31 protein-coding genes are annotated in these 26,105 nt (G+C 48.7%); 20 read left to right on the top strand and 11 right to left on the bottom strand.

All coding sequences use genetic code 11. The features are described 5' to 3' along the window. Positions 1–3: 3 nt before the first annotated feature. From CS910_RS02725 to CS910_RS02665, 13 genes are all read left to right on the top strand, one after another. Positions 4–288 (top strand): hypothetical protein, encoded by a 285-nt coding sequence (locus CS910_RS02725; protein ID WP_099209625.1) that lies wholly within the window; start codon positions 4–6, stop codon positions 286–288. After that, positions 249–584, top strand: a complete 336-nt coding sequence (locus CS910_RS02720; RefSeq protein WP_099209624.1) for a PIN domain-containing protein — start codon at positions 249–251, stop codon at positions 582–584. The genes CS910_RS02725 and CS910_RS02720 overlap by 40 nt, the downstream gene beginning before the upstream one ends. 5 nt (positions 585–589) lie before the next feature. After that, positions 590–1,147 carry a dTDP-4-dehydrorhamnose 3,5-epimerase gene (rfbC, locus tag CS910_RS02715; protein ID WP_099209623.1) on the top strand — a complete coding sequence of 186 codons (558 nt, stop codon included), beginning with the start codon at positions 590–592 and terminating at the stop codon, positions 1,145–1,147. A 54-nt stretch (positions 1,148–1,201) separates the two neighbouring features. Then, on the top strand, positions 1,202–1,399 hold the full coding sequence (locus CS910_RS02710) for a hypothetical protein (RefSeq protein ID WP_099209622.1): 198 nt from the start codon (positions 1,202–1,204) through the stop codon (positions 1,397–1,399). Further along, a complete protein-coding gene (locus tag CS910_RS02705) occupies positions 1,359–1,868 on the top strand; it encodes a type II toxin-antitoxin system VapC family toxin (RefSeq protein ID WP_223211915.1) in 510 nt (169 codons plus the stop codon). Before CS910_RS02710 ends, CS910_RS02705 begins: the two co-directional genes overlap by 41 nt. Then, complete coding sequence (gene rfbD, locus CS910_RS02700; protein ID WP_099209620.1) at positions 1,865–2,722, top strand: dTDP-4-dehydrorhamnose reductase; 858 nt, start codon at positions 1,865–1,867, stop codon at positions 2,720–2,722. Before CS910_RS02705 ends, rfbD begins: the two co-directional genes overlap by 4 nt. 428 nt (positions 2,723–3,150) lie before the next feature. Further along, positions 3,151–4,086 (top strand): helix-turn-helix transcriptional regulator, encoded by a 936-nt coding sequence (locus CS910_RS02695; RefSeq protein ID WP_099209619.1) that lies wholly within the window; start codon positions 3,151–3,153, stop codon positions 4,084–4,086. Continuing rightward, positions 4,083–4,769, top strand: a complete 687-nt coding sequence (locus tag CS910_RS02690; protein ID WP_099209618.1) for a hypothetical protein — start codon at positions 4,083–4,085, stop codon at positions 4,767–4,769. The genes CS910_RS02695 and CS910_RS02690 overlap by 4 nt, the downstream gene beginning before the upstream one ends. 5 nt (positions 4,770–4,774) lie before the next feature. Further along, a complete protein-coding gene (locus tag CS910_RS12035; RefSeq protein WP_223211914.1) occupies positions 4,775–4,966 on the top strand; it encodes a hypothetical protein in 192 nt (63 codons plus the stop codon). 59 nt (positions 4,967–5,025) lie between these two features. Beyond that, positions 5,026–5,331, top strand: a complete 306-nt coding sequence (locus tag CS910_RS02680; RefSeq protein ID WP_145955340.1) for a hypothetical protein — start codon at positions 5,026–5,028, stop codon at positions 5,329–5,331. Then, the gene (locus tag CS910_RS02675) at positions 5,315–5,695 is read left to right on the top strand and encodes a DUF2283 domain-containing protein (protein WP_099209616.1); all 381 of its coding nucleotides are present in this window, start codon (positions 5,315–5,317) and stop codon (positions 5,693–5,695) included. Before CS910_RS02680 ends, CS910_RS02675 begins: the two co-directional genes overlap by 17 nt. 69 nt (positions 5,696–5,764) lie before the next feature. After that, positions 5,765–5,881 carry a hypothetical protein gene (locus CS910_RS12230; protein ID WP_197704286.1) on the top strand — a complete coding sequence of 39 codons (117 nt, stop codon included), beginning with the start codon at positions 5,765–5,767 and terminating at the stop codon, positions 5,879–5,881. A gap of 50 nt (positions 5,882–5,931) precedes the next feature. Next, positions 5,932–7,461 (top strand): flippase, encoded by a 1,530-nt coding sequence (locus CS910_RS02665; RefSeq protein ID WP_099209615.1) that lies wholly within the window; start codon positions 5,932–5,934, stop codon positions 7,459–7,461. Here the strand turns inward: CS910_RS02665 and CS910_RS02660 are convergent. Both CS910_RS02660 and CS910_RS02655 read right to left on the bottom strand, forming a co-directional pair. Further along, the gene (locus CS910_RS02660) at positions 7,458–8,822 is read right to left on the bottom strand and encodes a sulfatase-like hydrolase/transferase (RefSeq protein WP_099209614.1); all 1,365 of its coding nucleotides are present in this window, start codon (positions 8,820–8,822) and stop codon (positions 7,458–7,460) included. The genes CS910_RS02665 and CS910_RS02660 overlap by 4 nt on opposite strands. Positions 8,823–8,837: 15 nt before the next feature. Beyond that, positions 8,838–10,940 (bottom strand): DUF2206 domain-containing protein, encoded by a 2,103-nt coding sequence (locus CS910_RS02655; RefSeq protein ID WP_099212389.1) that lies wholly within the window; start codon positions 10,938–10,940, stop codon positions 8,838–8,840. Positions 10,941–11,004: 64 nt separating this feature from the next. Here CS910_RS02655 and CS910_RS02650 point away from each other — a divergent pair, with 64 nt between their 5' ends. After that, the gene (locus CS910_RS02650; RefSeq protein WP_099212387.1) at positions 11,005–12,048 is read left to right on the top strand and encodes a glycosyltransferase family 2 protein; all 1,044 of its coding nucleotides are present in this window, start codon (positions 11,005–11,007) and stop codon (positions 12,046–12,048) included. Here CS910_RS02650 and CS910_RS02645 read toward each other — a convergent pair. The 9 genes from CS910_RS02645 to CS910_RS02605 are packed head-to-tail and all read right to left on the bottom strand — an operon-like array spanning position 12,045 to position 22,070. Continuing rightward, positions 12,045–13,259, bottom strand: coding sequence for a glycosyltransferase family 4 protein (locus tag CS910_RS02645; protein ID WP_099209613.1), 1,215 nt, complete (start codon positions 13,257–13,259; stop codon positions 12,045–12,047). The two genes, CS910_RS02650 and CS910_RS02645, sit on opposite strands and share 4 nt — an antisense overlap. A gap of 5 nt (positions 13,260–13,264) precedes the next feature. Beyond that, positions 13,265–14,395: a glycosyltransferase family 4 protein gene (locus tag CS910_RS02640; protein WP_099209612.1), complete on the bottom strand. Its 1,131-nt coding sequence runs from the start codon at positions 14,393–14,395 to the stop codon at positions 13,265–13,267. Between the two features lie 3 nt (positions 14,396–14,398). Continuing rightward, positions 14,399–15,571, bottom strand: a complete 1,173-nt coding sequence (locus CS910_RS02635; protein ID WP_099209611.1) for a DUF1972 domain-containing protein — start codon at positions 15,569–15,571, stop codon at positions 14,399–14,401. 6 nt (positions 15,572–15,577) lie between these two features. Next, the gene (gene aglJ, locus CS910_RS02630) at positions 15,578–16,507 is read right to left on the bottom strand and encodes an S-layer glycoprotein N-glycosyltransferase AglJ (protein WP_197704277.1); all 930 of its coding nucleotides are present in this window, start codon (positions 16,505–16,507) and stop codon (positions 15,578–15,580) included. Between the two features lie 31 nt (positions 16,508–16,538). Continuing rightward, positions 16,539–17,084, bottom strand: coding sequence for a hypothetical protein (locus tag CS910_RS02625; RefSeq protein WP_099209610.1), 546 nt, complete (start codon positions 17,082–17,084; stop codon positions 16,539–16,541). Then, on the bottom strand, positions 17,085–18,380 hold the full coding sequence (locus CS910_RS02620) for a DUF58 domain-containing protein (RefSeq protein ID WP_099209609.1): 1,296 nt from the start codon (positions 18,378–18,380) through the stop codon (positions 17,085–17,087). A gap of 3 nt (positions 18,381–18,383) precedes the next feature. Then, positions 18,384–19,313, bottom strand: a complete 930-nt coding sequence (locus CS910_RS02615; RefSeq protein ID WP_099209608.1) for an AAA family ATPase — start codon at positions 19,311–19,313, stop codon at positions 18,384–18,386. After that, the gene (locus CS910_RS02610; protein WP_099209607.1) at positions 19,303–20,334 is read right to left on the bottom strand and encodes a DUF4350 domain-containing protein; all 1,032 of its coding nucleotides are present in this window, start codon (positions 20,332–20,334) and stop codon (positions 19,303–19,305) included. Before CS910_RS02610 ends, CS910_RS02615 begins: the two co-directional genes overlap by 11 nt. Beyond that, complete coding sequence (locus CS910_RS02605) at positions 20,331–22,070, bottom strand: hypothetical protein (protein ID WP_099209606.1); 1,740 nt, start codon at positions 22,068–22,070, stop codon at positions 20,331–20,333. Before CS910_RS02605 ends, CS910_RS02610 begins: the two co-directional genes overlap by 4 nt. Positions 22,071–22,138: 68 nt before the next feature. Between CS910_RS02605 and CS910_RS02600 the strand changes: the two genes are divergently transcribed. From CS910_RS02600 to CS910_RS02575, 6 genes are all read left to right on the top strand, one after another. Next, the gene (locus tag CS910_RS02600; protein WP_099209605.1) at positions 22,139–22,885 is read left to right on the top strand and encodes a hypothetical protein; all 747 of its coding nucleotides are present in this window, start codon (positions 22,139–22,141) and stop codon (positions 22,883–22,885) included. Beyond that, positions 22,876–23,124: a hypothetical protein gene (locus tag CS910_RS02595; RefSeq protein ID WP_099209604.1), complete on the top strand. Its 249-nt coding sequence runs from the start codon at positions 22,876–22,878 to the stop codon at positions 23,122–23,124. Before CS910_RS02600 ends, CS910_RS02595 begins: the two co-directional genes overlap by 10 nt. Before the next feature lie 66 nt (positions 23,125–23,190). Then, positions 23,191–24,126: a DUF1616 domain-containing protein gene (locus CS910_RS02590; RefSeq protein ID WP_394346613.1), complete on the top strand. Its 936-nt coding sequence runs from the start codon at positions 23,191–23,193 to the stop codon at positions 24,124–24,126. Positions 24,127–24,203: 77 nt separating this feature from the next. Continuing rightward, positions 24,204–24,770 (top strand): TasA family protein, encoded by a 567-nt coding sequence (locus CS910_RS02585; RefSeq protein ID WP_099209602.1) that lies wholly within the window; start codon positions 24,204–24,206, stop codon positions 24,768–24,770. Positions 24,771–24,809: 39 nt separating this feature from the next. Next, a complete protein-coding gene (locus tag CS910_RS02580) occupies positions 24,810–25,607 on the top strand; it encodes an HAD-IIA family hydrolase (protein WP_099209601.1) in 798 nt (265 codons plus the stop codon). Then, a complete protein-coding gene (locus tag CS910_RS02575; RefSeq protein ID WP_099209600.1) occupies positions 25,604–26,035 on the top strand; it encodes a ferritin family protein in 432 nt (143 codons plus the stop codon). The genes CS910_RS02580 and CS910_RS02575 overlap by 4 nt, the downstream gene beginning before the upstream one ends. The last annotated feature ends 70 nt before the right edge of the window (positions 26,036–26,105 follow it).

Here is a 26,105-nt window from a genome sequence, read left to right as displayed (position 1 = left end):
GCCATGCCAACGATGACGCTCTCGATACCCCCCGACCTGTACAGGAAGATGAAGGAACACCCAGAGATAAAGTGGAGTGAAGTTGCAAGAAGGGCAATAGCCGAATACCTCAGAGAGCTTGAGAACTCCAGAACCGAGATGTCAATGGAGGAATTCAGGAAAATCCTGGGGAAGAACGTACTCGACGAGATATCATCGACTCCCGCTGATGAGTATGAAATGAACTACAAAAAAGCGAGGGAGCTCGAATGGGAGAGGACAGAAAGCTTTACGACACGAACGTCCTGATTGAGATGGTCAAAGGAACGATAAACGCCAGCAGGGGGTACACGACGACCCTCAACCTCGTCGAGTATCCAAAAGCCGTTGTTCTTGACCTGGGGATTCTAATCCCCACACCCAGGGAGTACGCATTGGCAGTTGAGCTTTCGGAAAAGCTCGTAAAGAGGGGGACTCCAGTTCCCGCCGTGGACGTAGTAATTGCCGCCGTTGCCATTAGCAGGGAGCTAACGCTGGTAACGATGGATAAACACTTCAGTGAGGTAAAGAAAGTGGCGCCCGAACTTAAACTTGAGTTAAGGTGATGGCGATGCCCTTCGAGTTCGAGAGGCTTGAGATTCCGGACGTTGTACTCATCAAGCCGAAGGTATTCGGCGACGAGAGGGGCTTCTTTATGGAGACCTACAAGAAGCCCGACTTCGAGAGCGCTGGGATAAAGGGGGAGTTCGTCCAGGACAACCACTCCCGCTCCCGGTACGGCGTGCTCCGCGGTCTGCACTTCCAGCGCGAGCCCTACGCCCAGGCGAAGATTGTCCGCGTTGTCAGGGGGGTTATCTACGACGTGGCCGTTGACCTGAGAAAAAACTCGCCGACGTTCGGAAGGTGGGTCGGAGTTATTCTGTCCGAGTTCAACAAATGGCAGCTCTACGTCCCGAGGGGCTTCGCCCATGGCTTCGTCGTCCTCAGCGAGGTTGCCGACGTGGTCTACAAGGTGGACAACGTTTACGCCCCCGACTACGAGGGGGGAATAATCTGGAACGACCCCGAGCTAAGCATAGACTGGCCGGTTGATGAGCCGATAATCTCGGAGAAGGACAGGAAGTGGCCGACGCTGAAGGAGGCCGTCGAGAGGGGCTGGGTGTTCTGAGGTGATTCTCACAAATTTTTTAGCTCCGGTGTCCAGATAAAAAGAGGTGATAATGTGGGCAAAGTGGTGATTACTCTCAACGTTCCCGACGGCATGGAGGAGTTCGTTAAGTCGCTCCTAGAGAGGGAGGCCCGGTTCATAGTACGAAAAATCTCCGCCAAGGATTTCAAAGACACCTTCGGGATTCTAAAAGGGAAAAAGAAAAGCATCGATGAGATTGAGGCTGATATCTATGACGAGTGGGAGGTTTAGGTTTTTCATTGACAGCAATGTTATCCTGGACTACTTTTACGGGGAAAATCGTGCAAAGGAGATAATAGAGGCCGCAAAAAGCCTTGGTGACGTTTTCATAAACGGTATTGTCCTAACCGAGGTCTCAATCAGGTACCTGAAGGACTCGACCGGAGAAAAGAGCTACACTTTAAAGCACAAACCTTCGCTCGTCAAGAACGTTGGCAGAAGCCCCCTTTATTCAATTCTTGATGAGTTTTCCTACCTCTCTGATAATATGCTTATCGGAGAGGATGCGATAGTGCTCATGGGTACATATGGACTCCTGCCAACTGACGCGATTATTCTCGCAACCTGTAAGTTCTACGGGGTTAGGTACCTGATATCGTTTGACAGCGACTTTGGAAAAGCGTGCGAAGGGAAAGGAATAACGCTTGTGGACAGCAAAGAAAAACTGGAAGAAGTCATCAAAAATGGTGGTTCCTCATGAGGGTCGCAATCATAGGGGCAAACGGCCAGCTCGGGACGGATTTGGTTGAGGTTTTTAGGGAGAAAGGATTTGATGTCGTTCCGCTGACCCACAGGGACCTCGACGTGACTGTTCCCGAGAGCCTGAGGATTCTGAAGGAGGTCAAGCCCGAAGTCATAATCAACACGGCCGCCTACGTCCGCGTCGACGATGCCGAGCGTTACCCGGAGAAGGCCTTCTCGGTGAACGCGGTCGGAGCGCTCAACGTCGCGAGGGCTGCGGAGGAAGTTGGAGCGGTGAACGTTTATATCAGCACGGACTACGTCTTCGACGGAGAGAAAGGAGAGCCGTACACCGAGGACGACGTCCCAAACCCGATAAACGTCTACGGGACGAGCAAGCTCGCCGGCGAGGTTTTCACGCGAAACTATTCGAGGAGACATTACATCATACGTGTCGCGAGCCTCTACGGTAAAGCCGGGGCGAGCGGAAAGGGCGGGAACTTCGTGAACTGGGTCATCGAGAAGGCGAAGCGCGGGGAGAGGCTCAGGATAGTTAACGATCAGGTCATGAGCCCGACCCACACCCTCGACGTGGCCAGAACCCTGGTGGAGTTCCTGAAGATTGAGCCTGAGTACGGGGTCTACCATATGGTGAATGAAGGGCACTGCTCCTGGTACGAGTTCACCCTCGAGGTTTTCAGAATCCTCGGCTGGGACGTTGAGGTCGAGCCGATAAGCTCCGGCGAGCTGGACAGGCTCGCGAGGAGGCCGAGGTTCTCGGCGCTGGAGAACAGAAAGCTTCACGAGCTCGACCTGAGGATGCCGAACTGGAGGGAGGGGCTGAGGGAGTATTTGGGTCGAAAAGTTTGGTAGGCCAGTGGCCAAAACGGTCACCATTGAGAAAAATTACTACTTTTCTTTCAGGTTTCAAAGCCGGTGAAAACTCCACCATCATCGATAAGTCGCGTCAGAAACTAACGCGACCTCTTAAGGTATACAAACTGAGGAGAGAATTTACTGGGAGCGCACACCACACACGAACATGTATTCAACAGGCAATACTTTTCCGTTTAGATTAGCAAATACGAGCTACAAGCTCATCGCCCGTTGCATGAACGGTGCGTTTCTGTTGCACTCATGCAACAGAATGCACCAGAGGGCGGAACTCCCGGCTGATAAGCAACACAATGGACGCCACGCGGGGCGAATTAGAGACCTAGAGGGTTTTATTGAGGAGTGTCCATAATCGAACAATCTAAAAAACCGAAAGTGTTATATATAATATTTTCTAATTTTTGTACATGAAACCCCTTTCAAAAATGGAAGTTAGGGTACTTTTAAAGCTTAAAGCCAGAAAAACCATAACCGAGTTAGCCAACGAACTGGACCTATCCATTTACCGAACCTCTATTCTCATTGCATCTCTTGAAAGAAAGGGCCTAGTAAAGACGGAAAAAAAGGGGAGATGCAAGATAGCATCACTAAACGAGACAAAGCCCGCAGAACTTTTTAGAAAATTGACCTCCAAGTTTGGTCACATGCCCCTTGATGAAATCCTGAGCGGAAAGAACCTCACCCTCCTCGCGGTTCTCAAGCCCGTCCCGTTGAGTGCCCATGAGCTCCGCATAAAGGGCAACCTTTCAAGAAGCACGTTCTACCATGTAGTTAACAAGCTCTCCAATTACGGTATCCTCGGGAAGAAAGATGAAAAGTATTTTCTAGTGGAGAGATATAGCCTGTTTCACGAGTTTGCAGAGGAATTTTATGAGCTACAAAATTCCATCAAAGCAAGGGAGTTCTCCGAGGATTCCGCCTTGGTGTGGAGTGGAGTCGGGGAGTTTATCCTGGAGACTGGAGCGTACAGAGGAAAAGATATCGGGAATTTTCATCTAACTGGGCTTGAAAGATTCAGCGATTTTGGAGTGGGGCTTATTGGAATCGGACAATACCACTATTATTATTCTGAGAAAACGGAGGGACTTTCGCTGGAAGATGTTATTGTGCATGCACTGCTAATTGATTTCAGCCCGAGGACGATTCTGTATTCAATTGTCCTGCTGTTGGCGCATAGAGAGGAGATAAATCAAAAGAAACTTATTGAGCTCGGTAGAAAATATGACGTTAGTGTGAGCGGGTTGTTGGAATACCTCAGAGACAAAGAGGTTAAAAAATATCCCTATCCCCCTATGAAGGAAGTGAAAGAAATCCTCAAAATGTACTTCGGTGAAGAGAAGTGAGTGCAGTAACCAGAGGAAAGATAATATCTGAATTCCACTTGCTGGAGAAAAAGGCAAAGCTACTTAACATCGAGCCTCTGGAAGTCTACTTGATTGGTGGTGGGAATCTGGCTCTCAGAGGGCTCAAAAGTGCGACAAAGGATATTGACGTTGTACTGTTAAGCAGGAAACAATTCTCTCTTATGCAGAACCTTCTAGAAACTCCACTGTCAAAACTACCAATTTATGTGAGGCAGTACAGGTCACAATGGGATTATGATTTGGGTATGAGTGCTAAGTACCTGCACCCTTTATACGGGTTTGGTTTCGATGTTTTTGTGAAGAGAGTTCTCAACAAGCTGTACCTATCTGATAGTATGATCCCAAGAGCTAAAGTTCCTAGAGATTTTGAATATCACGAGTTCTTCAAGATACACTTGGTTTCAAAAGAAGACATCTTTTTGTTTAAAAGTGCAACTTCAATGGAACGGATGAGGGACATTGAGGACCTGATTGCACTCGTTGAAACCGGGCTGGATTATGAGGTAATTATTCGTGAGCTTGGAAATCAGCTCTCAAAGGATGAATCACTCAGGAGCCTAGTCCCGAGGATAATAAATCGTGTTGACATTTTAATGCAACAAATTGGAACTGTAAGAGGACTCATACGTCTCATGCAATATCTGAAAGAAATAAGTAGGTGACCCTCATGAGCGAGGCAAGCCAGGCCCTGCAGAAGATTGCTAGGGGAACTGGAATCGTTTTTGCTGGACGTAGGTTTGATGTTTTCTGGTCTGTCACGTGGAAAAGGCTCATGAGTCCTCATAAGCGAAGCTCTAATCTTTACGTTGCTTTTTTGAAAGCTTCATTCAGGGAGAGGCTCCAGAAACGTAATATTTAAATTCTCGGTTTGGATACAATATTCGAAGAAACATGGATTTCACCAAGTTCGTGGCTCTGTTGAGATCCAAAAGCATCTCTGAGGTTACAGTTACACATCACTGTGAATATCGCCTCCAGATTAGGGGAATTTCAAAGGATTTGGTGGAAGAACTGCTTTATAACCCACAGAGACTCAGAGGCGTGCTCCAGCAAGAGCCTGAGGGGAGGTTTAAGTTATATTACGCGTATACTGAGGATAAGGACCTGATAATAATAGTGGATGCAAGGCATGTTAAGAGCAAATTAAAATTAACCGTGGTGACGGTGTTTCCGCAACCCTCCAAGAGGAGAACGAAGGTGAAAGAGTATGGGGGAGAAGATTGAGTTCAGACCCGTGGATTACGATCCCCTCGTCGATTCACTCTTTGTAGTGGTGCCGGAGGGCAAGTATGAGCATTCCGTTATGCTTGGGGACGATGTTATTCTTGACTTTGGCCGGCTTTCGGGTGGGGATAAGCTGGACGTCATCGGTTTTGAGATACTTGGGGCATCCAAGAAGTTCGGATTGGACAAAGGCCTGCTCAGGAACATTAGGAGGCTCCACGCGGAGATTAAGATCAGCGAAGACCGGGTTGAAATGATGATTTCAATAGTTGTAGTCCAGAGAAAAAAGGAACGTGAGCGCTCAAGGGTACTGGAAATGGCAAACGTCGGCCTTCCTACGGCAGTCACTTCTATCAGTGTCTAGATGGAATCAAAGAGAATCCTCCGATTTTCATAATTTCAGGGTAGTACTCTATGTGAAGGAAAAGGCAGTATAACGAATAAGGAATACCAGGAGCTGTTTAAAGTTTCAAGACAAACAGCGACAAGGGATCTTGGCAATCTGGTTAAGAAAGTTTCGAGTGTGTTGAAAGGGGCAAGTATAAACTAAAGACTCAACATGAGTCAACCCTGAGTCAAATGAGTCAAAAGGTGACTCCCATGAGCGAGGCAAGCCAAGCGCTCCAGAAAATCGCCAGGGGGACCGGAATCGTTTTCGCAGGCACCGTAATCTCGATGCTCCTGCAGTTCGTCAGCAGAGCGATAATAGCGAGGCACTTCTCGACGTCGGACTACGGCGTCTTCAACCTCGCCTTAACCGTTCTGAGCATAGCCCTCGTCGTCGCGACCCTCGGCTTCCCGAATTCCCTCCCGAGGGAGGTCGCGTTTTACCGTGAGAAGGACCCATCGAAGGTGGGGCAACTGACATCCACAGCCATCACGCTGACGTTAATCAGCGGACTGGTATGGGCGGGCTTCCTCTTCGCGGGTTCCCCCGAGGTCGCCGGCCTCTTCGGTGGAGGAGCACTCGCACACGCACTCAGAATACTTGCCTTCGCCCTGCCGTTTTCCGCACTGGTCTCGGTCATGGTATCGATATCCAGGGGATTCGGACGGGTTAGGGAGCAGGTGTATTTCCAGAACGTGGCGTATCCCGCGCTGTTCTTGGCCTTTGTGGTGGTTGGTGTAGTGCTTGGGTTCTCCTTTGAGTTCGTCTTCCTAGCCTACGTTCTCGCGCAGGCAGTGACCTTTGCGACCCTCACACTTGACGTTCTAAGGGTAAGAACCTTCGACGTAAAGCCCGCGTTGGATTCGAAAATTGGGAAGGAATTGGTTAAGTTCTCCGTTCCCCTCATGCTGACGGGACTGGCGAGCTTCATAATGACCTGGACGGATACGCTAATGCTCGGCCACTACCTCGGACCGGGGGCGGCCGGCCTCTACAACGGTGCCGCGCCTATTGCGAAGCTCTTACCCATCTTTCTGAACTCCGCGGGAGTAATCTTCCCTCCCCTCGCAACGGCCCTCTATGCGAGGGGACAGCTCGAAGAATTCAAGAGGGTTTACCAAGTTCTCACCAAGTGGATATTCATAGCAACGTTCCCCCTCTTTGCCCTCATGTTCCTGTTCCCGGCGGCAACGATAGGGTTCTTCTTCGGCCCCAAGTACACCCCCGCAGCAACCGCCCTCCAGATTCTGGCGGCTGGGTTTATGTTCCACACACTCCTTGGGTTAAACGGGTTGAGCCTGATAGTCATAGGGGATAACGGTTTCATAATGTCCTCAAACCTGCTGTCCGCGGGGACGAACGTTGTCCTAAACGCACTCCTAATACCCGCTTACGGGATAAACGGTGCGGCCGTTGCAACCGCAGTGTCGTACCTCACGGTAAACGTCCTCAACTCCGCGAGACTGTACAAGAAGGTTGGGGTTCATCCGTTCAGCAGAAGCTACACCAAAGTACTCCTCTGCGGGGCTGGCCTTTTGGGGATGGCTCTGGACCTTCACGTTTCCACGAGGAGTATCTGGAGCGCCCTCGTTATCACCGCTGGCATTATTGGTGTCTATCTAATCCTCATCCTCCTGACCCGGAGTATTGAAAGGGAAGACGTGGATGTGCTCAAAGCCGTGGAGAAGAAGACGGGGATTAGATTGAAAATATTGGAAAAGATTCTCGGGAAGCTTTGTTAAAACTTAATCTTTGGGACCTTCGTAGCTGTGGCCATTTTGAGGAACTTAATGACTTCTTTTTTCATATGCTTAACGATGTCTTCTGTAACCTCAATGTTAGGGTCATAGGAAATGATTTTCTCAAATTTCCAGTCTGTGACGTTGAAGATGCCCTTGAAGTTTTTGTAGTAAATAGCAATACGGTATTTTTCAAGTTCCTCGATGTTTTTTCGTTCTATTTCATTACGGGGCTTTCCAACATTTTGATGAATTCCATAGGATTCAGCAAATACGGTATCGTTATACAAAACACTATCATCTGAAAATTTATTATCAATCAACCCAAGAATAAATGGTTTAAGTTTCGTTAAGCTAACATATTGTTGTAGTTTATTATTTGGATCCAATAGTTCTAACTCATGACATTTGGGATATTTTACTAACAAAGGGACTCTAAGCAATTCATCGTATAAGAACGTTCCATGCCCTATTCTGTTGTGTTCACCTAATAATTGACCATGATCACTAGTTACTATAATAAGGAAATCATCAAAAGTCCGTTTTTCTTTTAAGAATTTCATTATATCTATGATTTTTTTAGTTATATATAAAACTTCATTTGGATATAACTTTGTCCATTTTTGAACAAATTCCCATTTGAGAGTATTTGTTTTCAAATTCTCCCTGAACCCGGTTCCACCTAAATCATCACCCAAAAAATAAGGCTCATGAACCTCCATGAAATTAATAAAGACAAATTTCGGGATACTCTCAGCAGACGAGAGATATTGTTTTAGAACTTTTATAATATCAGTTGCCCCTTTGTCCTTAGGCCATCTTTTTAACGCTGAATAAATATACAAATAAGGTTTACTAACTAAATAACTAAGACTAGCTTTAATCAAAAGGTTAAAATATCTATTTTGTACAAAGCCCCAGATTAGCTTTAATTTGGATTTATAGTGGTTCTCAAGCCGTTTTATTAAAGTTTTCTCAGTTGATGATAACAAAGAAAACTGTGGCAAGTACATACTGTCATAAAAGTTATCAAAGCCCACAAATCCAAATTCAGGACGAATATATGGATTTGCACTTAACAAATATGTGTCATAACCTAGTTCTCGTAATTTAAAACTCAAAAGGTTTCGTTTGATGTTAAGCCTTACTTTAACATCTTTTTTATCCTTAGTTTCATGAGCTTCATGGAATGCTGGATACATTCCTGTGAAAATTGATGCATGGCTTGGAGTCGTCCAAGATGCAGTTGCAATAACATTCTCATAGGGGATAAACCCCAGTTTCTTAAGTTCGCTTTTTAAGGACTTAGCATAGTCATCTCTAAGGGTGTCTACAATAATAAACATTACATTAGGGCAGTCCATTCTAATCACTCTCCCTTAAACCTTGTATATCCAAACTGAGTTTGAGGCATATATTTTTTGTGAATTTAGGAGATATCTGAATAGTGTAGGGTTATATAGAGACACATACTTTACCTTACTAATAGAACCAAACCAAACTTGTACAGGTACTTTTTTTCTAACAACTTCAATTGATCCAAAGTATAAATATGCATCTTTGTTAGGAAGATTAAGAATTATATCCTCATTTAAATTTCCTCTAAAGGATACCCCCGAAATTGGCTGACCAATAAGACCGAGAAATATTAAGGCATGGTCTTGATCAGAATATATTTTCATGTTATTACCTTTGTGGATGACAAGCCACTTACCCCCATATATTTCGCTAGAGTCCCAGTATGGACCATTGATTTTCTCTAACCATATTGGAGGATGAGGGTCATGTAATGCCACCACTATGATCCCTGAATTTGATAAGAAGTATATAACCAGAAAAATTGCTATGACCCTAGTGGCTTTTTTCTCGATAGTTCCAATCTTTTTAAACGGCAAAATTTTTCTTAGCAATGTTATAAGCGTAGTGATTCCAATAGTGAAATATGGTGATAGGAAAAACAAAGTTATTTGATACAGTCGTGTAGCATTAAGTCTGTTTGAGAAGTATGGCACTACAATTCCCGCGATATCATAAAGGAAAAAGACAAAGGAGAGGATATAAAATTCAAGGTATTTCTTGTTATCTTTAGCATTATACACCGTTTTCATTATGCCAATCATGATCATAATCTGTGCAATTATATTTACCCATTTTGCAATTTCCCACCCAAGGGTTGTTTTAGAAACTATAAGTTCAAGTCCCTGAGAATACTGAGGATTAAATATATTCTTAAGCATTATCAGTGTCTGATATCCAATAAGAGTCAGGTTAGTGAATTGAACTCCTCTTCCAGCATAGGAGTACCAAAGTATCGTAACAACAGAGAAAACCATCACTAGGGTATTACTAAATTTTTGTTTGATGTTAGGGCTAAATGCTTTAAGGAAAGAGATGAACAAAAAAGCGAACATAACTAGGTATGCTGTCCCATAATGGGAAACTGCAAGTGATATCAAAAAAAGAAGTACAAAGGTTTTGTTTACTCTCGTTATAAGCATGTAAACTAAGAGAGCTAAGTATAGTTCTGCTATCATTTGTCTTGCTAGTTGGACTAGCTCTGTAAAAAAGGTTGATAAAAAAACAAAGAAAAGCACTGAAAATTCTGCCAACATTTTATTTTTTAGAAGTTTTTCATATGCTTTAAGCAAAATTACAGGAACTAATGAAAGAAATAAGGGATATATAATTTTAAAGATCCATATTATATTAACACTTAAAATCAAAGAATAAACCGGTGCCAAAATATTATCGCTTGCAATTGTGTTGTATTGATAGTATGTTGAAATATTCCAAATCCCACTTGAAAGCACTAAGTTAGCATAATGATACTCGCCATTTATATCGTATCCCCAAATATACCCCCAGGACACTCCAAAAGTAGTGGACCATATTAAAGAGATGGCAATAGACCATATAGCAAAAGTTTTGTTAAAAGTTTTATATCTAAAAAAGAGTATAGGGGTAAAAGAAATAACGAGATACAAGAAAAGCAACCCCTTATTATCTCCATAATGACTAAAACGATAAGCACCAAGTAGAGACCAAATTGGTAGGAGGATAAAGGGAAAATCCAATTTTGAAAGAACTATCTTTTTGTTTGTGTAATTATCAGAAACACTAAATCCAATTTTCTTATACATCATAACAAGAGATAGGATAATCAAGTTAATGGTCACTAAAATTGACCAGAGAGTAATCGGCTTATCCACTCCAAGAAGGGGATATACAAAATTAGCAAAAATTCCCACAAGCATGATGACGGAGATACTCAGAGCAACACTCATAAATACCCGCTCTGAAAAGCTATCGAAGGTTGCTCCGGATATAGCTAATAAGAGATAACCAGGCAAAAATGTTAACACAAGAAACCCAAAAACGTACCTAGCCAAAGGAATATGAATCCCTAAATAACCTGCAATTATTGACGAATTTAATCCTAGCAGGATTGAAATTGTAATTATAATTTCCTTCCTTTTGCTCATTCCCACACTCCAAGCATAATACCATAGAAAAGTCTTTATAATGTTTTTGACCGGTACCATAATGATGACCGCCCCGAGAGTTACTATAATAATCCTTAACTGGAACGGCTGGAGAGACACAATAGAGTGCCTAGAGTCAGTGTATAGAATAACATACCCTAACTACGATGTTATCGTTGTTGACAATGGTTCTAGTGATAACTCAATTAAGAATATCAAAGAATACGCTTCCGGAAGAATGCAGGTTAACTCAAAATTCTTTGAATATAATCCGTATAATAAGCCAATTAAAGTGTTTGAAATTAGTGAGAATGATGCAAAGCATGGACGATTTAACAAAAAAGCACTTTATGAAAAGTGTGATATAGATAGAAGAATGATTTTAATTAAAAACAAAAACAACTACGGTTTTGCTGGGGGTAATAACATTGGTATGAAGTTTGCTCTAAGTACATTAAATCCAGATTATATCTTACTTTTGAACAATGATACTGTAGTAGACCCACACTTTCTAGACGAGCTCGTTAATGTTGCTGAAAATGATGAAAAAATTGGAATTACAGGGCCAAAGATTTATTACTATGATTATAACAGTAGGAATGACGTAATTAACTTTACTGGAGCAGATTTAGTTCTTTGGAGAGGCACAGAGAAAAGATACGGTTTTAATGAGGTGGATCAAGGGCAATGGAATAAACTTATGAGTGTTGATAAAATTGAGGGATCTTGCATGCTGATTAAAAAAGAAGTTCTAGAAAAAATTGGGCTCTTTGATGAAAGATTTTTCTGTTATTGGGAGGAGACAGATTTAGATTTTAGAACAAAAAGAGAAGGTTATACACTAGTCTATGTGCCCACTGCAAAGATATGGCACAAAGTAGCAGCTTCCAGTGGAGGCCCCAAAAGTTCATTCTTTATTTATCATATGATACGAAATAGATTTTGGTTTTTAAAGAAAAATAGCCTAATTAAATTCTTAAATGTTAGTTTGTTATATACGTTTACTTGGGAAATATGGTTTTATTTTGGTGTTTTCGTTATCTATCATACTAATTGGGATTTGTATTTGTCGTATTTAAAGGGCATCTTAGACGGAATTACAAACTAATCAACCAATTTCTCGATTTCATATTTTAACAATCTTCCTGCGTTTTCCCATGTATACTTGTCCTTAACTAACTTAGTTCCACAGTAACCAAGCTTTCTTCGTTTTGTAGCACTTTGGAGAATATCTATAATATATCTACTGAATTGTTTCGGATCGTCGGTAACTAAAAAGTGGTGATTAGTCTTACCATTGATGCCGAGAGCACCAACCGAGGTTGCCACAACAGGTTTTCCTAGGGCCAAGGCTAGAAGCATTTTGTTTTTGATTCCAGTTCCATACACAGTTGGAACGACTACTACAGAGACTCTAGATACGTACTTTTCAATATCTTTAACAAACCCCGTGATTATAACGCTTTTATCCATTTTTTCTATTTTCTCTAAAACTGGAGAGGGCTCTTTTCCGATTAGATAAAGTCGTATTGTTGGAATTTCCTTTTTTATATGCTTGTATATATTATAATAAAAGTACATGATGGAATCGATGTTCTTTTTATCTCCCAAGTGTCCAATATATGCTATAGATAGGGGATATTCACGTATCCGTATTTGGGAGCTTTGTTTTATTCCTTCAATGCCATTGGGTATCACAGTAATTTTATAAGGAGACACTCTTCTTGAAAGAAGTCTCTTGTCTTCGTTAGTTACTACAATAACCCGGTCGTAGAGGGAATATACAAACAGTTCCTTATACACTTCCCTAATGAACTCAATAGCCCAAAAAGTTTTCTCTAAAAAGGATGTTGATGCCCAATACAAATCCACCCATAACTTGGAATTACAATCTGTGGCGTCTACAATTTTCTTGACTGGAGCCTTTGCTACATAGTACGCCATAGTATTATCTGAGACAATCACGTTAGGTTTTATTTCTGAGATAACATCCTCAATCAACTTAGCCATTTTAATAGAGTACATAGCACCCAGAGGGTCTATTCTTCCATAGGTAAACCTCCATCCAAAAAACAGATATTGAAATAGATTTTTGATTGTACTAAAATATAAGCTTGTATTGTTCCGTTTTATTATATAAATGTGTTTACATAATTGTTTCATCTCATTGTAGTATTTTTCGAGATATTCTTTAGGTGATAAATAGGATATTAAATATATATCATAAAAATTTGATAAGTATTTAATGAAATTGTAAGATCTAATCCCCGTCCCATCGGTTGGATTTGGAATCTCCTGAGTTATAAACAAAACTTTCATAGCTTTCACCTGCTGTTAATAAGTTTGAAGTATACATCTTCATAATCTTTTACAACTTCATCCCAAGTCCTGATTTTTTTACTGAATGGGCCTACTCTAACATCGCTGTTCACAATCTTTGATATTAGCCCAGCAACATCCCGCGGATTAGGAGGGTATTTCACCCCAAAACATCCAGGCTCCCATATGAACTCCTCAAGAGCAGTACCTTTTGTGACAATAGCAGGAACACCAACAGCAAGGGCCTCAGCAACTACAATACCATAACCCTCAGACTTGGAGAGTAATAATAAAATATCCGAAGTTCTCATTGTAGCAATAACTTTATCATGCGGCATGAAAGGAAGCCAGAGTATAAATCTATCAACATTTAGTTTTTTGGCTAAGTTCATTAGATAATTCTTTTCTGGACCATCTCCAACAATAGTCAGGGTAACGTTTGTATACCCAAATTCATGAACAAGATAGTATAATGTCTGAATTATATAATGGATGCCCTTATAATGATTTAAATATCCCACATACAATAGCCTCAATTGACCTTCAAACTTTTTTTTAGTTGGTTTAGGCACTATCGGAACCCCATGTGGGATTACTTTTATTTTATATCCAGGAACTTTAAAGACGGACATTACGTTAGCAGCTTCAAAATACGAGATTGAGATAATAAAGTCCACCAAACTAATTGCATACTTGTTAATGGTAGTATCATAAAATTTTCCAAATAACATACCTCCCAATGTATTCCTATTTAGAGGGTCATAATGTGGAGTAAATATTATTGGAACATACCGATGTTTTTTTAATTTTTTTAAGAGAAGAATAGTCTCTCCTGAAAAAACTGTATGAGCACCATGAATATGAATTACATCTGGATGAAACTCCTTGATTAAATTTCTAAGGATCTTAGCATTCCTTAGATACATGCCATATGTCAAAGGGGAGTATTTATATCCTCTAATTAATTTAAATCCTTCTATCTCCTCAGTGGTCAACTCTTTCTCCTTATCCCACGCAGGGTTGAAAACAACGACATCATGACCCCACTTAGACATCCATCTAGCAATTTCAAACACTACTTTGTTAATCCCCCCAGGCGCTGTGGTTTCCATGTAATTAATTAAAAGGAGTCTCACTCACTACCACCTCATCAAACTCCTAAACACTCTCACATACTCCCTCGCGACCTTGTCCCAGTTGTACTGCCTTCGTATCCTTTTAATCTGGGTCTTCTTTATAAGTTTTAAGTCGTAATAGCCACCTTCAAGCATCTCCATTTTCCTCGCCAAGTCCTCAGCATCCTTGAAATAAATCCCTCCCTCTTGAAGAACCTCCTTGTTGAACGGCACGTCATAAGCCAGTATCGGTCTTCTAAAGAGCATCTGTTCAAGTAGAGAAGGATTAGTACCCCCAACCTCATAGGCGTGAATGTAGGCAAAGCAGTTCTTCCTCAAAACACCAAGGACCTCCCTATCATAAATTGGGTCAAGGAACAGTATCTCATTTCTATCCCCCTTTAACTTAAGGAGATGCCGAGTGTACGGATCCCGTCTGTTGAAGTTCCCTACTATGGCCAGCTTTTTACCGGAGTTCGCCATCTTGAATCCTTCAACTTCCACGTGAATGTTGTTCTCGGCCACGATACGAGCAACCGTCAGGTAGTACCCGTTTGGTTCAATGCCAAACTTTTCGAGAATCCGTAACTCCTCCTCCCGAGATAACTGAGAAGGCAAAAGCTCCCTTGCCCCGTAGGCAATGTAAACAACCCTTCTGGGATTATAATGTCTCTCAAGATGTTCCTTGATTCCCATAGAATCGGCAACCACAACATCAGGAAGCTTGCACGAGAGATATTCCATTAGGTACATGTAAAGCATGGTAGCCATGTAGAGGGGAAACACGTAGAACGGAACAAAGCGGCTTCTCTTTATCAAACGCCTCCATTCAACACCGTCTGGGTTTATCAAGAGCCTCTTCTTTGCGAGCCGGGCAAGAATCGCCGCAAGGGAGCTATCCGGGCCCAAAAAGTACATGAGGGAGATATCTCTTTTATGCTTGGAAAGCATGTACAAGGTATTCAGAAAATCATTGATTGAAGGAATACTTGTGCTTTTGCTCTCAACTGAAAAGGAGTGAACACGGACAATCCCATTGTACTCGTCCTCAAAAAAAGTCCTGTCCTCGTGCATCACATAGAAGAGAAACTTATCCTTTAACCTCTTGGTAAGTTCCTCCACAAACGTTTCAGTGCCACCGTACTTTGATGGGATGCCCCTAAGACCGATTATCGCTATAGAAGGTTTTTTATGCATACACTGTCACCACTGGTTATCTTGCTTTAGCGCAATGGTCCTTATCTCCCTCTTCAACTCCGCAATGCTCTTAAAGATGTAACCGACGATAAACCCAAAGACGATGAGGTTGATACCAACGATAACGAAAGTGGACGTCAGGGGGGCAAGCAGGTAATGGGTTATGCCCCTCATCCAGTCTTTGACGACATAAATTCCCGTGAAGAGACCCACGAGAAGGAAGAACGTTCCAATGAAATACAGGTACTTACCAGGGTTATACCGAGTGAGGAGCTCGAGTATCGTCTTCCCAATTCTCCAGCCGTCCTTTATCGGGTGAAGGTTTGCCCGACCCTTGCGTTTGTAATAGTTAATCGGAACCTCGAATATCCTGAAGCCGTTGGCTATCGTCTCAACGGTCAGCTCGGTCTCGACTTCAAAGCCGTGCTTCTTAAGGTTCACCGTCTTATAGAGGTCCTTTGTTAGGGCCCGATAACCGCTGAGAATGTCATGAACTTCAACGCCGTAAATCGTCCTAAAGAGCGCGTTGAAAATCTTGTTACCAATCAGGTTTAACCGAGTAAACGCCCCCTTTTCAAAGTTAATCAAACGGTTCCCTATAACGTGCTCGGCTATACCCCTCTCGATAGGCTGAAGGAGCTTTTTAACGTCCTTTGGGTCGTAGGTGCCATCGCCGTCAATCATGACAACAACAGGCGTGTCTATGACACTAAAGGCCTCCGCGACCGCCTGCCCTTTGCCTTTACCGCTCTGAACTATGACCGTCGCCCCTTTCTCCTTGGCAATCTCCCTCGTTCTGTCGGTGCTGTGACCATCCACAACCAGAATGTTGGTGTACCCAAGTTTTTTGAACTCGTCAATAACCCATCCGATTCCCTCTTCCTCGTTCTTCGTTGGTATGAGGATTGTAACTTCCTCGGGAGTCAGTGTTTTCACCTTGCCTCATCCCCCTGTCTTCTGGAACCCATTAACTATTAAACAACTCTCGCTTTTTAAAAGTTTTCCAGACGAAGAGCAGAAACGTTATAAAAATACCAAAGGCCGACATAACGGCGACCTGGGTTGGAGCGGAGCCCGCGTAATCAAGCGATTGCCTGAAGATGGCAAAAACCGCCGCCAAGCCCAAGAGAACGGCGGGCATGAAAACGTTAGGCGACAGCCTTATCGCCAGGGCGAGTAGGGAGCCCACGATGACCGACTCAGGGAAGAGAACGCCCAGGAGGAGGAAAGGCAGGGAGGCGAGCTCCCTCCTGCTCGGAATGTGCCTCACCCTCAGAACGTCGTCGAGGAGGATGAGCGTCGCGAGGGCCACGGCGGAGCCCCTGACGAGGGAGGCGTATGAGTAAACCGTCTGGAAGCTTACGGAGTTGGAGGCGTAGAGGACGTAGAGGAGGAAAGCTATGAGTCCGGCGTCCCTGTTCTTGAGTGAGATTAGCCACGGAACCGCCGACAGGATGCCCACGTAGCTCCCGGCGGCGTAGAACGCCACTATCGACGCTATCACCCCTATCACTCACACCACCCTCGCTATCTCCCTGAGGTAGTCGCTCGGCCCGAGGTCTATCGTCGGAACGAGGGCGTTGAACTTCCTTATAAGCCTCTCGCGCTCCTCGTAGGCTCTGTAAAGCCGCTCGAGGGTTCTCTCGTCAAGCCTCCCGGAGTAGAAGAGGACCGGGTTCGGGGAGAGTATGAGGACCCTGTGCTTCCGCAGTGCCTTTGAAACCGCCCCGTAGACCTCCCTCGGGTTGTTGAGGTCTGTGATGAGGATTACGAAGGAGGGGCTTTTGAGGAGTGAGAAGGCCTCAACGAGGCCCGAAGAGCCGCGCCTGCCCTTCTTCAGGGGGAGGACCTTTGAAACGAACTCCCTCGCCCTCTCCCCGAGGCCGGAAGCAGCACTGAACTTCAGGCTCATCAAACCCCTCTCGCGCTTTATCCCGAGGTTCCGCCGGATTGCCTCGAGCTGGCCGGCGCCCCTCGACGCTTCGACGAGCCTCGCGCCGACGTCATCGTAGACGACGAGGCCCACGCGGTACTTCCGCAGGAGCACGGACGCCAGCTGGAGGACGAGGGTCGAGCCGTAGTCCACCTTGGCCCGCTTTATGCCCTTCCTCATCTCCCTCGTGTTGTCGAGGAAGATGTAGACGTCGACGTTCTCCTCCCTGAGGAACTCCCTCACTATGAGCTCGCCGAGGCGGAGGCTTGCCTTCCAGTCTATCCTCCTGAAGTCGTCGCCGTGCTGGTACTCCCTCAGATCCTTGAAGTCAAGGCCCTCGCTCCCGAAGAAGCGGCCGGCCCGGTATAGCTCGGCCAGCCGGAGGTTCCTGTCGACCCGCGCCGCTTCTTCAATCTCCTTCAGCGACGGGTAGACGCGGAAGACCACCTCGGAGGCCACGGGGAACTCCTCGAAGTAGAGGCCCCTCTCGTCCTCCGCGGTGAGGGTTATGGACTCGATGAGCACGTCGCCCTTCTCGAGGGGCTTCAGCCGGCCGCGGAGGACGGCCTCCTCCCCCGGGCCGAGGAAGAGATCACCGGCCTCCACCCTCAGCCCCCTCCCGAGAACGCGGGGCCTGAGCTCGACGGCGCTTCCCCCGTTCGAAACCCGAATCCCGAACTCGTACTCGTTACCGGCCTCGAGGGGACCCTCCGGGAGGAGGGGCGAGGCCCCCAGAGAGAAGACTGTCGAGGACCTGACGAGGGTCAGGTACAGGAGGACGGCTAAGCCTATGAAACCCGGGAGAACGTTGCTCGAAAGGTAGCCCTCGAGCATGAGGAGGAACGCGGTCATCACAAGGAGGTCTTCCCTGTCCATACGCTACACCGGAACCGGGGTTCTTCTCAGGATGTCCTCGATGACGTCCCTGGGCTTGAGGCCTTCGAGCTCGTAGTCAACGCGGAGAACGAGCCTATGGGCCAAGGTCGGTAAGGCAACCCTCTTAACGTCGTCCGGAATCACGTAGTCCCTCCCGTCAAGGAACGCAACGGCTTTGGCGCCGTAGAGGAGGTGCTCGCCGGCCCTCGGCGAGGCGCCGAAGAGAAGCCTCTCGTCGCTCCTCGTTGCGGAGATGAGGGCGTAGATGTACTCGATGACCTCGTCGCCAACTCTGACCGACCGAACGGCCTCCATGAGCGAGAAGAGCTCATCCCCATCAACAACGGGGGAAACGTCGCCGAAGTCGCCGGTGCTCTTCCGCCTCAGGAGCGTCAGCTCCTCCTCCCTGCTCGGGTAGCCCATCTCGACCTTGAGCATGAACCTGTCAATCTGGGCCTCTGGGAGGGGGTAAACGCCTTCCTGCTCGAGGGGGTTCATGGTCGCTATCACGAGGAAGGGCCTGGGGAGCTCGTAGGTGTTGCCCTCTATCGTCACCTGCCTCTCCTGCATCGCCTCGAGCAGAGCGCTCTGCGTCTTCGGCTGGGCGCGGTTTATCTCGTCCGCGAGCACGACGTTCGCAAAAACAGGTCCCATCTTAACTACCCACTCGCCGGTCTTCTGGTCGTAGTAGCGAACCCCTATTATGTCGGCGGGAAGGAGGTCGGGCGTGAACTGTATCCTCGAGAAGCTCAGGCCTATGGCCGAGGCAAAGGCCTTGGCTATGGTTGTCTTGGCAACCCCCGGAATCCCCTCGAGAAGGACGTGACCCTCGGTCAGGAGTGCTATCGTGAGGAGCTCAATCACTTCCTCCCTTCCAACGACTGCCTTCGAAACCTCGGCCTTCAGGGCCTCGATGAACTCCTTACCGTCCATGGGCACCACCTAACTTTGAACCGGTTTCGATTTCCTCGACGAGTCTTTTTAACTTATCCCCGTCGTAGCCCCTCTCCTCGAGCTTCCTGATTACGTCCTCAAGGCCCTCCTCCTCGGTTCCAAAGAGCCTTTCGAGGATCCCCAGCGCCAGTCCAAGGGCCGCGAAGAGGAGCCTTGAGGCGAGGCCCGACTCGACGAAGAAGGCCAGCAGCGCAACGAAGAGTATGTAGTAGAAGACGTCGCCCCTGCTGACGGCGCGCTGGATGACGATCGTTCCGGACGAGTACGGGTTGAGGTCCCTGTGGTGGGCCTCGTCTATGTAGAACACCTTGCCGGGAAGGTAGGAAACCAGGTCGCGGAGGAAGGGCTCGTTCTGCCTGAAGAGGGCGTTCGTGAAAACGTCCGGGTCGGAGACGAGGATTATCATCCCCTTACCGTATTTTACCTCGTCGATTATCGGGACGGCCCCGTAGGTTCCGTTGAAGAGCGTGGCGTTGCTCGTGAAGGCCAGGGGATGCTGGGCGTTAAGTATCGCGGCCGGCCTGTGGAGGACGAGGTACGAAACGCCCCTCGAGAGGCTCGGGGAGAGGGCCCTTGTTACAGGGTAGGCGGAGCTCGAGTTGTACGTCACGCTGACGACTGGCTCGCGGGAGAGCCTGTCGGGAACGCCTAGGGCCTCGAGGAGGGCGTTCCCCTCGTTGAAGTTGTCGGCCAGGAGGAGCGTTCCGCCGGAGGAGAGGAACGACTTCAGCACGTCAACCTCCCGCTTCGAGAACCCGACGTCGGGGGCTATTACGATGAGCGTCCCGTTCTTCGAGGAGAAGTCGGAACCCGAGTAGGGAAAGAGGACTGGGACGACCTTCCCGGAGTGGTAGAGAAGAACGCCGAAGCTCGACGTCCCCTTCGGCCCGGTGTTCAGGACGCTGTAGGGCGCGTCGCTCTTGAACCTCGGAACGCTGAGGGGCATGACGAGGAGGAATATCCCTATGATGACCAGGATTACGTAGGCGACCCTCCTCACAGCTCCTCCCCCACGAAGAGCGATACTATCAGGTTGGCCGCGGCCTTGAGTGCACCCTTTACGGCGTTTGCCTTCATCCTGACCCCCGCGTAGACCTCCCTCTCGTGGAGGACCGTCAGGGCCTTGAGCCTCGGGTAAAGGCCGGAGCCCTGAAACCTCGAGAGGAGCTCCCTCGGGGTGACAGAGGGCGGCAGATGAAGGAGGCGCAGGAGGGCCCGGTAAACGGTCAGATAAACCTCGCGGACGCTCTTTGGAACCTCGCCGCCGGGCCCTTCCTCGGTCCTAACCTCTGGGACTGCCTCCGGAGCGGGGACCTTCTTCCCACCCCTCACACGCCTGTAGACGATGAAAGCGACGATGACAAGGGCCGCTAAACCGAGCAGTCTTGCAACGTAGCTGGTGCTCGAAACCGTAACGTCGAGAACGTTGGACTTCGCGGGCAGGTAGTTATCATCGCCCGGAAAGAGGACGTAGACCTCGTGCTCACCACCGCCCAGCTTGAGCCGGACCTCGAACTTCCCTCCACTAACCGTAACCTCGGAGCGCCTCTTGCCATCGACGTATACCCCCAGGGTAATGGGGTAGTCAGGTTTCGGAGAGAGCGTCCCCTTTAGGGTGAGGGCGCCCGAGAGCGGGTCGAACGACGAGGAGACCTTAATCAGTAGGGGTGATTTCGCCGGGACGAGCGGCAGGACGAGCGTTGAGGGGCCGTAGAAGCTGTTACCTAAGAAGGCAACCGTCCCGTTCACGGTCGAGTTCAGGTGAACGGTTATCCTAAAACTTCCGTTGGCTCCGGTCAGGCCCTTGTAAACCTTTCCAGCAACCACGAAGACCGTTGCGTTGGGAACGCCCCTGCCCCAGGCGTCGAGGACGTAGCCGACTACAACGGCCTTCCTCTCCCTCTTCTCCGACGCCACTATCCTCGTCGGAATCCTCGACACCCTAATCCTGAGGATGTTGGACTTGAAGGTTCCGGTTGAGTTCACACCGACGGCGTAAACCTCGTAGGTGCCAACGTCGCTGAAGGCGTAGGTCATCGAGAACGTCCCGTTTGAGACTTTAAGGGTGAAGGACCTGTCCCCAACCCAGAGCCTAACGGTGCTCATGTTGGGCGCGTAGCCGAAGAAGGTAACGTTCTCGAAGACGTAGGGGGACTCCTTGGAGGAGAAAACGACGAGGCTCGACGGATGCCACCTGGAGCTCAGAATCGAGTGATACTCACTTATCAGCGAGCCCACGCGGTTCAGGGCATCGTTCAGGGAATCGGTCGGAAGCGTCTTCTCGGAACCGTTCACCGAGAGCCGCACGGAGGAAATAACGGTGAGGGCCCGTCTTGACAGGGCGTAGCCCTCCTCGACGAGGAGGACCGCCGAACCCGCATCCGCGTAGTCACCGGCCCGGGTGTAGTTGGTGAACTCAGCGGCCCCGAGCGAGATTAGATAGACTCCCCTACCGAGGTCGTTGAAGGCACCGGCGAGGGCGGCCACTGGGCCCCTAAGGCCGTAGACGAGAACCGCAGAGTAGGTAATGTTCGTGGCGTTCCAGAGGCGGACGGCGCCTTCGAGGGAGGTGTTGCCGTCAAGAACCGAGTGGAGCGCGGAAACGCTCATGTTGAGGAGACCGCCGAAGTAGACGTAGGCCCCGGAGTCGTCCCTACCCTGGGGCTGGGCCTGAACCGATGGAGTCCAGAGCACAAGGAGCACCAGCAGGAAGAAGGATGCGGCTCTCTTTTTCATTTTGTATCAAGGTTCATTAACAAGAAAAACCTTTTATAAGGTTAGTGGTTTCTCCTCTGGGAGGGAAAATGGAGGCAAAAAACGTCATCGGCGCCGTTCTTATAACCCTCGGCGCGGTCATCGGCATCGTGGGCTTCCTCAACGCCGAAGTCAAACTGACGAACCTTGGCATAGCCGGCGTTTTCTTGGGTCTCGTCGTCCTTACGTTCAAATCGAGCGAGTACGTCAAAAGGGAGAGCGTTAACGCCCTCATGGAACCATACAGGAGGGTTTTCTCGACCTTCGCCGACAACCTCTACCTTGAGGGCAACGCCGTTTTCATACCACCCTACGAGAACCTTCCGAGGGGCGGACTCTTCGTGCCGCTCCACGAGAAGTTTGAACTCGACCTGGCGAGGCTGGACGAGAAGACGGTCTTCCTGACCGACGTTCCCAATGACAGGGCAATGGGGCTCTTCCTGGGCCCCTTTGGAGACTCCCTCGTCGAGAAGTTCGAGGAGCACTTTGAAGGACCGCTCGACGGGGCCGGGAGCGGTGCCGTTGAGAGCGTCGCCGGCTCGGTTCTCAGGTACCTCGAACTCGCGGACAGGGTGTACATAGAGGAAAAGGACGAGGGATTCCGCGTGGTGATTCGACCGACAATCGGGTGCAAACCGGAGAACTGCGAAAAGGTCCCCTGTCCGGTGTGCTCCTCCGTTCTCCTCGCGCTCGCCAAGGGGACGGGTCAGGTGCTCGCGGTAGAGTCCATCGAGGAGAAGGACTACGGGATTGAGGCAACCGTCAGGAAGCTCGGGGGAGTCGAGGAATGGATGTAGAGGACCTCATGCTCCTCTTCCTGTCGGCGTGGGTTTTGATTTCAGCCCTGGCAACGTCGAGCGTGGGCGTATTCCTGACCCTAACGCTCATAGGCCTCCTGATTACCGTTGAGGTGGGAAGCCTCTTCCTGAGCAGGGAGCAGAAGGAGGGTTTAAAACCCCTCATAGAGCTCCTGATTGTGGTGTTCGTCATCATAGTCATGGCAAAGGTGTACTCAATCCTCTCGGGGGGAAGGTGAGTGGAAAAACCTGAGGGAGTCTGGCGCTACTGGGACCTGCTGACGCTCATAGGCCTCTCCATCCTCATGGACGTCCTGATAGCGGCCTTCCCTGACAGCCTTGCAAGGAAGGCACTCGGTTTGGCGTTCGTACTCTTCTTCCCGGGCTACGCCTTCGTAACGGCCCTCTTCCCCGAGAGGAAGGAGCTTGACAACCTCGAGAGGCTGGCGCTGAGCTTCGGTCTCAGCATAGCGATAGTCCCCCTCATAGGCCTCGCCCTCAACTACACTCCCTGGGGGATAAGGCTCAAGCCAATCCTCGTCAGCCTGACCCTCTTCAACATAATCTTCGCCCTCGCGGCGGTTTACAGGAGGAAGAACGCAATCGAGCCCTGGATTCCCTGGATAACCCCTGAGGACATTAAGAGGGAGCTCGAGTGGGAGGAGGCGAGCAGGCTCGACAAAGCGCTCACCGTGATTCTGATAATCGCAATCGTGACCTCCGTGGGAGTCTTGGCCTACGTCGTGACCCATCCGAAGCCCGGAGAAGCTTTCACAGAGTTCTACATCCTCGGCCCGAACGGCAAGGCGAGCGACTACCCCACCAACCTGACAGTCGGACAGAACGCAACAGTCATAATAGGAATCGTAAACCACGAACACAGGAACGTCACCTACTACGTCCAGATTTGGCTCGTGAACTTAACCTGGGACAACAGGACGAACACGACGATAATCCACGAGATGTACCCCATGCCCGGCTGGTTCAACGTCACCCTTCCACCGGTTCCGGTGAAGCTCGAGGGCAACTGGACGCCCGAGTTCGAGAAGAGGTACACCTTCAGGATAGACAGGCCGGGCAGGTGGCAGCTCTGGTTCCTCCTGTTCAAGGACCGCCAGCCAAAACTCCCGCCGGCGCCGCGGGACGGAAACTACGCCGAAACACCGGCAAAGGAGCTCATCCTGAAGGCCGTCAACGGAACAATACAGAGTCTTAAGCTCAATATCTACGTTCATAAGTGAGTAATTACAACGAATAAGCGAAAAGAATATAAGGGATGAACGCCAACCCCCAGTGACTACCACCGGAGGCAGTCAAGATGAAACGCTCACTGTTAGTTGCCACGTTGTTCTGTCTGCTCCTCGTCGCGGGCGTCTCCCGCTCCCTCTTTACGGACTCGGCGCTCTCAAAGGGAAACAGGATAACGAGCGGGGAGCTGAGCGTTACCATAAGCAGGGACGGGAAGCGCTTCTACCACAGCCTGAAGCTCTTCGAGCTCAAGAACCTCGTCCCCGGCGACGCCAGAAGGGTCGGCTTCTACGTGAAGAACGGAGGCACCGTGGCCATAGGGCGACTGACCCTGACCCTCACGGTAAGGGATTACGAGGTCAAAATGTCCAATGCCGAGAAGGACGTCGATTCAACGCCCAAGGTCGGAGAGCTTGGAAAGTGGCTGGTTCTGAAAACAATCAGCGTGAACGGGAAGTCCGTGCTCGTGAACAAAACCCTCGACGACCTCAACGGTAGGGCAATCACCCTGCCGGTAAAGCTCAAGCCAGGGGAGAAGGCAAGGGTCGAGATGAACCTGGAACTGCCGAAAAAGGCCGGCAACGAGTGTCAGACCGACGGGATAGAGGTGACGCTGAGGCTCGACGCGAGCCAGTGAGCTTTTATACTTCCCCCACCTTCTCCCTCCGGTGGGAGCATGATTGGAATAGTGTTCGACATGGACGGCGTCCTCTACCGCGGAAACCGACCAATTGAGGGTTCGCGGGAGGTAATCAAATACCTGAAGGAAAAGGGGATTCCCTTCGTATTTCTCACCAACAACTCAACGAAAACACCGGAGGCCTACCGGCAGAAGCTCCTCTCGATGGGTATAGACGTCCCGGCGGAGAGAATAGTCCCCTCTGGCCTCGCCACGAGACTCTACATGGCAAAGCACCTCAAACCGGGGAAGGTTTTCGTCATCGGGGGGGAGGGCCTCCACGAGGAGATGAAAAGGCTCGGCTGGGGCGTTGTAAGCATCGGGGAGTGCAGGGAAGGGAAATGGAAGGAAATCGAGCACGTTGTGGTTGGCCTTGACCCCGAGCTAACCTACGAGAAGCTCAAGTACGGGACGCTGGCGATAAGGAACGGGGCGAGCTTTATCGGAACGAACCCCGACACCACGTACCCGGCGGAGGAGGGACTCTACCCCGGGGCGGGGGCGATAATAGCGTCGCTGAAGGCTTCAAGTGAGAGGGAGCCCCTAATCATAGGAAAGCCCAACGAACCGGCCTATGAAGTAGTGATGGAAAAGCTCGGGCCAGTTGACGAGGTATGGATGGTCGGGGACAGGCTTGACACAGACATTGCCTTCGCGAAGCGCTTCGGCATGAAGGCGATAATGGTTCTCACAGGCGTGAGCACATTAGAGGACGTCGAGCGGAGCGAGATTAAGCCGGACCTCGTCCTGCCGAGCGTAAGGGAACTCCTGGACTACCTGAGGGTTGTGGAATGAAGGCAAGGGAGCTGATAGAGAGGCTAATCTGGCAGGAAAACGAGCTCTACAACCTCTACAAGCTAGGGGAAACGTACGCGCTCTTTGAGAGGCCGGAACTGAGGGACACCTTCGCGCTCATAGCCGAGGAGGAACTCAGACACCGTAAAACCCTCGCTGGACTCCTAAACGAAGGGACCCTCGAAAACCTAATCATCGACTACATGGACGAACTGTCAATAGAACCTGTCCTGAGCGATGAGAGGGCCAAACCAGAGAGCTTCGAGGAGCTCGTGGTCGAAGCCGTCCTGAGGGAAAAGCACGCCTACGAAATGTACTCAAAGCTCGCGAAGCTCCTGGGTGAGCCCTTCAGCGACCTCTTTCTCCACCTCGCGAGAGAAGAACTAACCCACGCGTACAGGTTGAAGCTGATGTACGAGTCCCTCTAAGTTGTCCATCCCCCTTTTCTACCCGTCCCCTACCATCCAAGGTGATAACTCAGAATTCGTCAGGGTGGCA

Origin of the sequence: Thermococcus henrietii (assembly GCF_900198835.1) — an archaeon.
GTDB classification, from domain to species: Archaea; Methanobacteriota_B; Thermococci; order Thermococcales; family Thermococcaceae; genus Thermococcus; species Thermococcus henrietii.
Note: the sequence above shows the minus strand (reverse complement) of the source record. Positions and strands in the feature narration are given on the sequence as shown.

What these genes read in the sequence shown, in the direction of transcription:
- CS910_RS02660 (WP_099209614.1), bottom strand. Translation starts at nt 8,822, where the DNA reads ATGGACTGCCCTAATGTAATGTTTATTATTGTAGACACCCTTAGAGAT.
- CS910_RS02590 (WP_394346613.1), top strand. Translation starts at nt 23,191, where the DNA reads ATGGACGTCCTGATAGCGGCCTTCCCTGACAGCCTTGCAAGGAAGGCA.
- CS910_RS02720 (WP_099209624.1), top strand. Translation starts at nt 249, where the DNA reads ATGGGAGAGGACAGAAAGCTTTACGACACGAACGTCCTGATTGAGATG.
- CS910_RS02725 (WP_099209625.1), top strand. Translation starts at nt 4, where the DNA reads ATGCCAACGATGACGCTCTCGATACCCCCCGACCTGTACAGGAAGATG.
- CS910_RS02665 (WP_099209615.1), top strand. Translation starts at nt 5,932, where the DNA reads ATGAGCGAGGCAAGCCAAGCGCTCCAGAAAATCGCCAGGGGGACCGGA.
- rfbD (WP_099209620.1), top strand. Translation starts at nt 1,865, where the DNA reads ATGAGGGTCGCAATCATAGGGGCAAACGGCCAGCTCGGGACGGATTTG.
- CS910_RS02580 (WP_099209601.1), top strand. Translation starts at nt 24,810, where the DNA reads ATGATTGGAATAGTGTTCGACATGGACGGCGTCCTCTACCGCGGAAAC.
- CS910_RS02585 (WP_099209602.1), top strand. Translation starts at nt 24,204, where the DNA reads ATGAAACGCTCACTGTTAGTTGCCACGTTGTTCTGTCTGCTCCTCGTC.
- CS910_RS02615 (WP_099209608.1), bottom strand. Translation starts at nt 19,313, where the DNA reads ATGGACGGTAAGGAGTTCATCGAGGCCCTGAAGGCCGAGGTTTCGAAG.
- CS910_RS02575 (WP_099209600.1), top strand. Translation starts at nt 25,604, where the DNA reads ATGAAGGCAAGGGAGCTGATAGAGAGGCTAATCTGGCAGGAAAACGAG.
- CS910_RS02645 (WP_099209613.1), bottom strand. Translation starts at nt 13,259, where the DNA reads ATGAAAGTTTTGTTTATAACTCAGGAGATTCCAAATCCAACCGATGGG.
- CS910_RS02695 (WP_099209619.1), top strand. Translation starts at nt 3,151, where the DNA reads ATGAAACCCCTTTCAAAAATGGAAGTTAGGGTACTTTTAAAGCTTAAA.
- CS910_RS02595 (WP_099209604.1), top strand. Translation starts at nt 22,876, where the DNA reads ATGGATGTAGAGGACCTCATGCTCCTCTTCCTGTCGGCGTGGGTTTTG.
- CS910_RS02650 (WP_099212387.1), top strand. Translation starts at nt 11,005, where the DNA reads ATGACCGCCCCGAGAGTTACTATAATAATCCTTAACTGGAACGGCTGG.
- CS910_RS02600 (WP_099209605.1), top strand. Translation starts at nt 22,139, where the DNA reads ATGGAGGCAAAAAACGTCATCGGCGCCGTTCTTATAACCCTCGGCGCG.
- CS910_RS12035 (WP_223211914.1), top strand. Translation starts at nt 4,775, where the DNA reads ATGAGCGAGGCAAGCCAGGCCCTGCAGAAGATTGCTAGGGGAACTGGA.
- rfbC (WP_099209623.1), top strand. Translation starts at nt 590, where the DNA reads ATGCCCTTCGAGTTCGAGAGGCTTGAGATTCCGGACGTTGTACTCATC.
- CS910_RS02635 (WP_099209611.1), bottom strand. Translation starts at nt 15,571, where the DNA reads ATGCATAAAAAACCTTCTATAGCGATAATCGGTCTTAGGGGCATCCCA.
- CS910_RS02675 (WP_099209616.1), top strand. Translation starts at nt 5,315, where the DNA reads ATGGGGGAGAAGATTGAGTTCAGACCCGTGGATTACGATCCCCTCGTC.
- CS910_RS02620 (WP_099209609.1), bottom strand. Translation starts at nt 18,380, where the DNA reads ATGGACAGGGAAGACCTCCTTGTGATGACCGCGTTCCTCCTCATGCTC.
- CS910_RS02605 (WP_099209606.1), bottom strand. Translation starts at nt 22,070, where the DNA reads ATGAAAAAGAGAGCCGCATCCTTCTTCCTGCTGGTGCTCCTTGTGCTC.
- CS910_RS02655 (WP_099212389.1), bottom strand. Translation starts at nt 10,940, where the DNA reads ATGAGCAAAAGGAAGGAAATTATAATTACAATTTCAATCCTGCTAGGA.
- CS910_RS02705 (WP_223211915.1), top strand. Translation starts at nt 1,359, where the DNA reads ATGAGATTGAGGCTGATATCTATGACGAGTGGGAGGTTTAGGTTTTTC.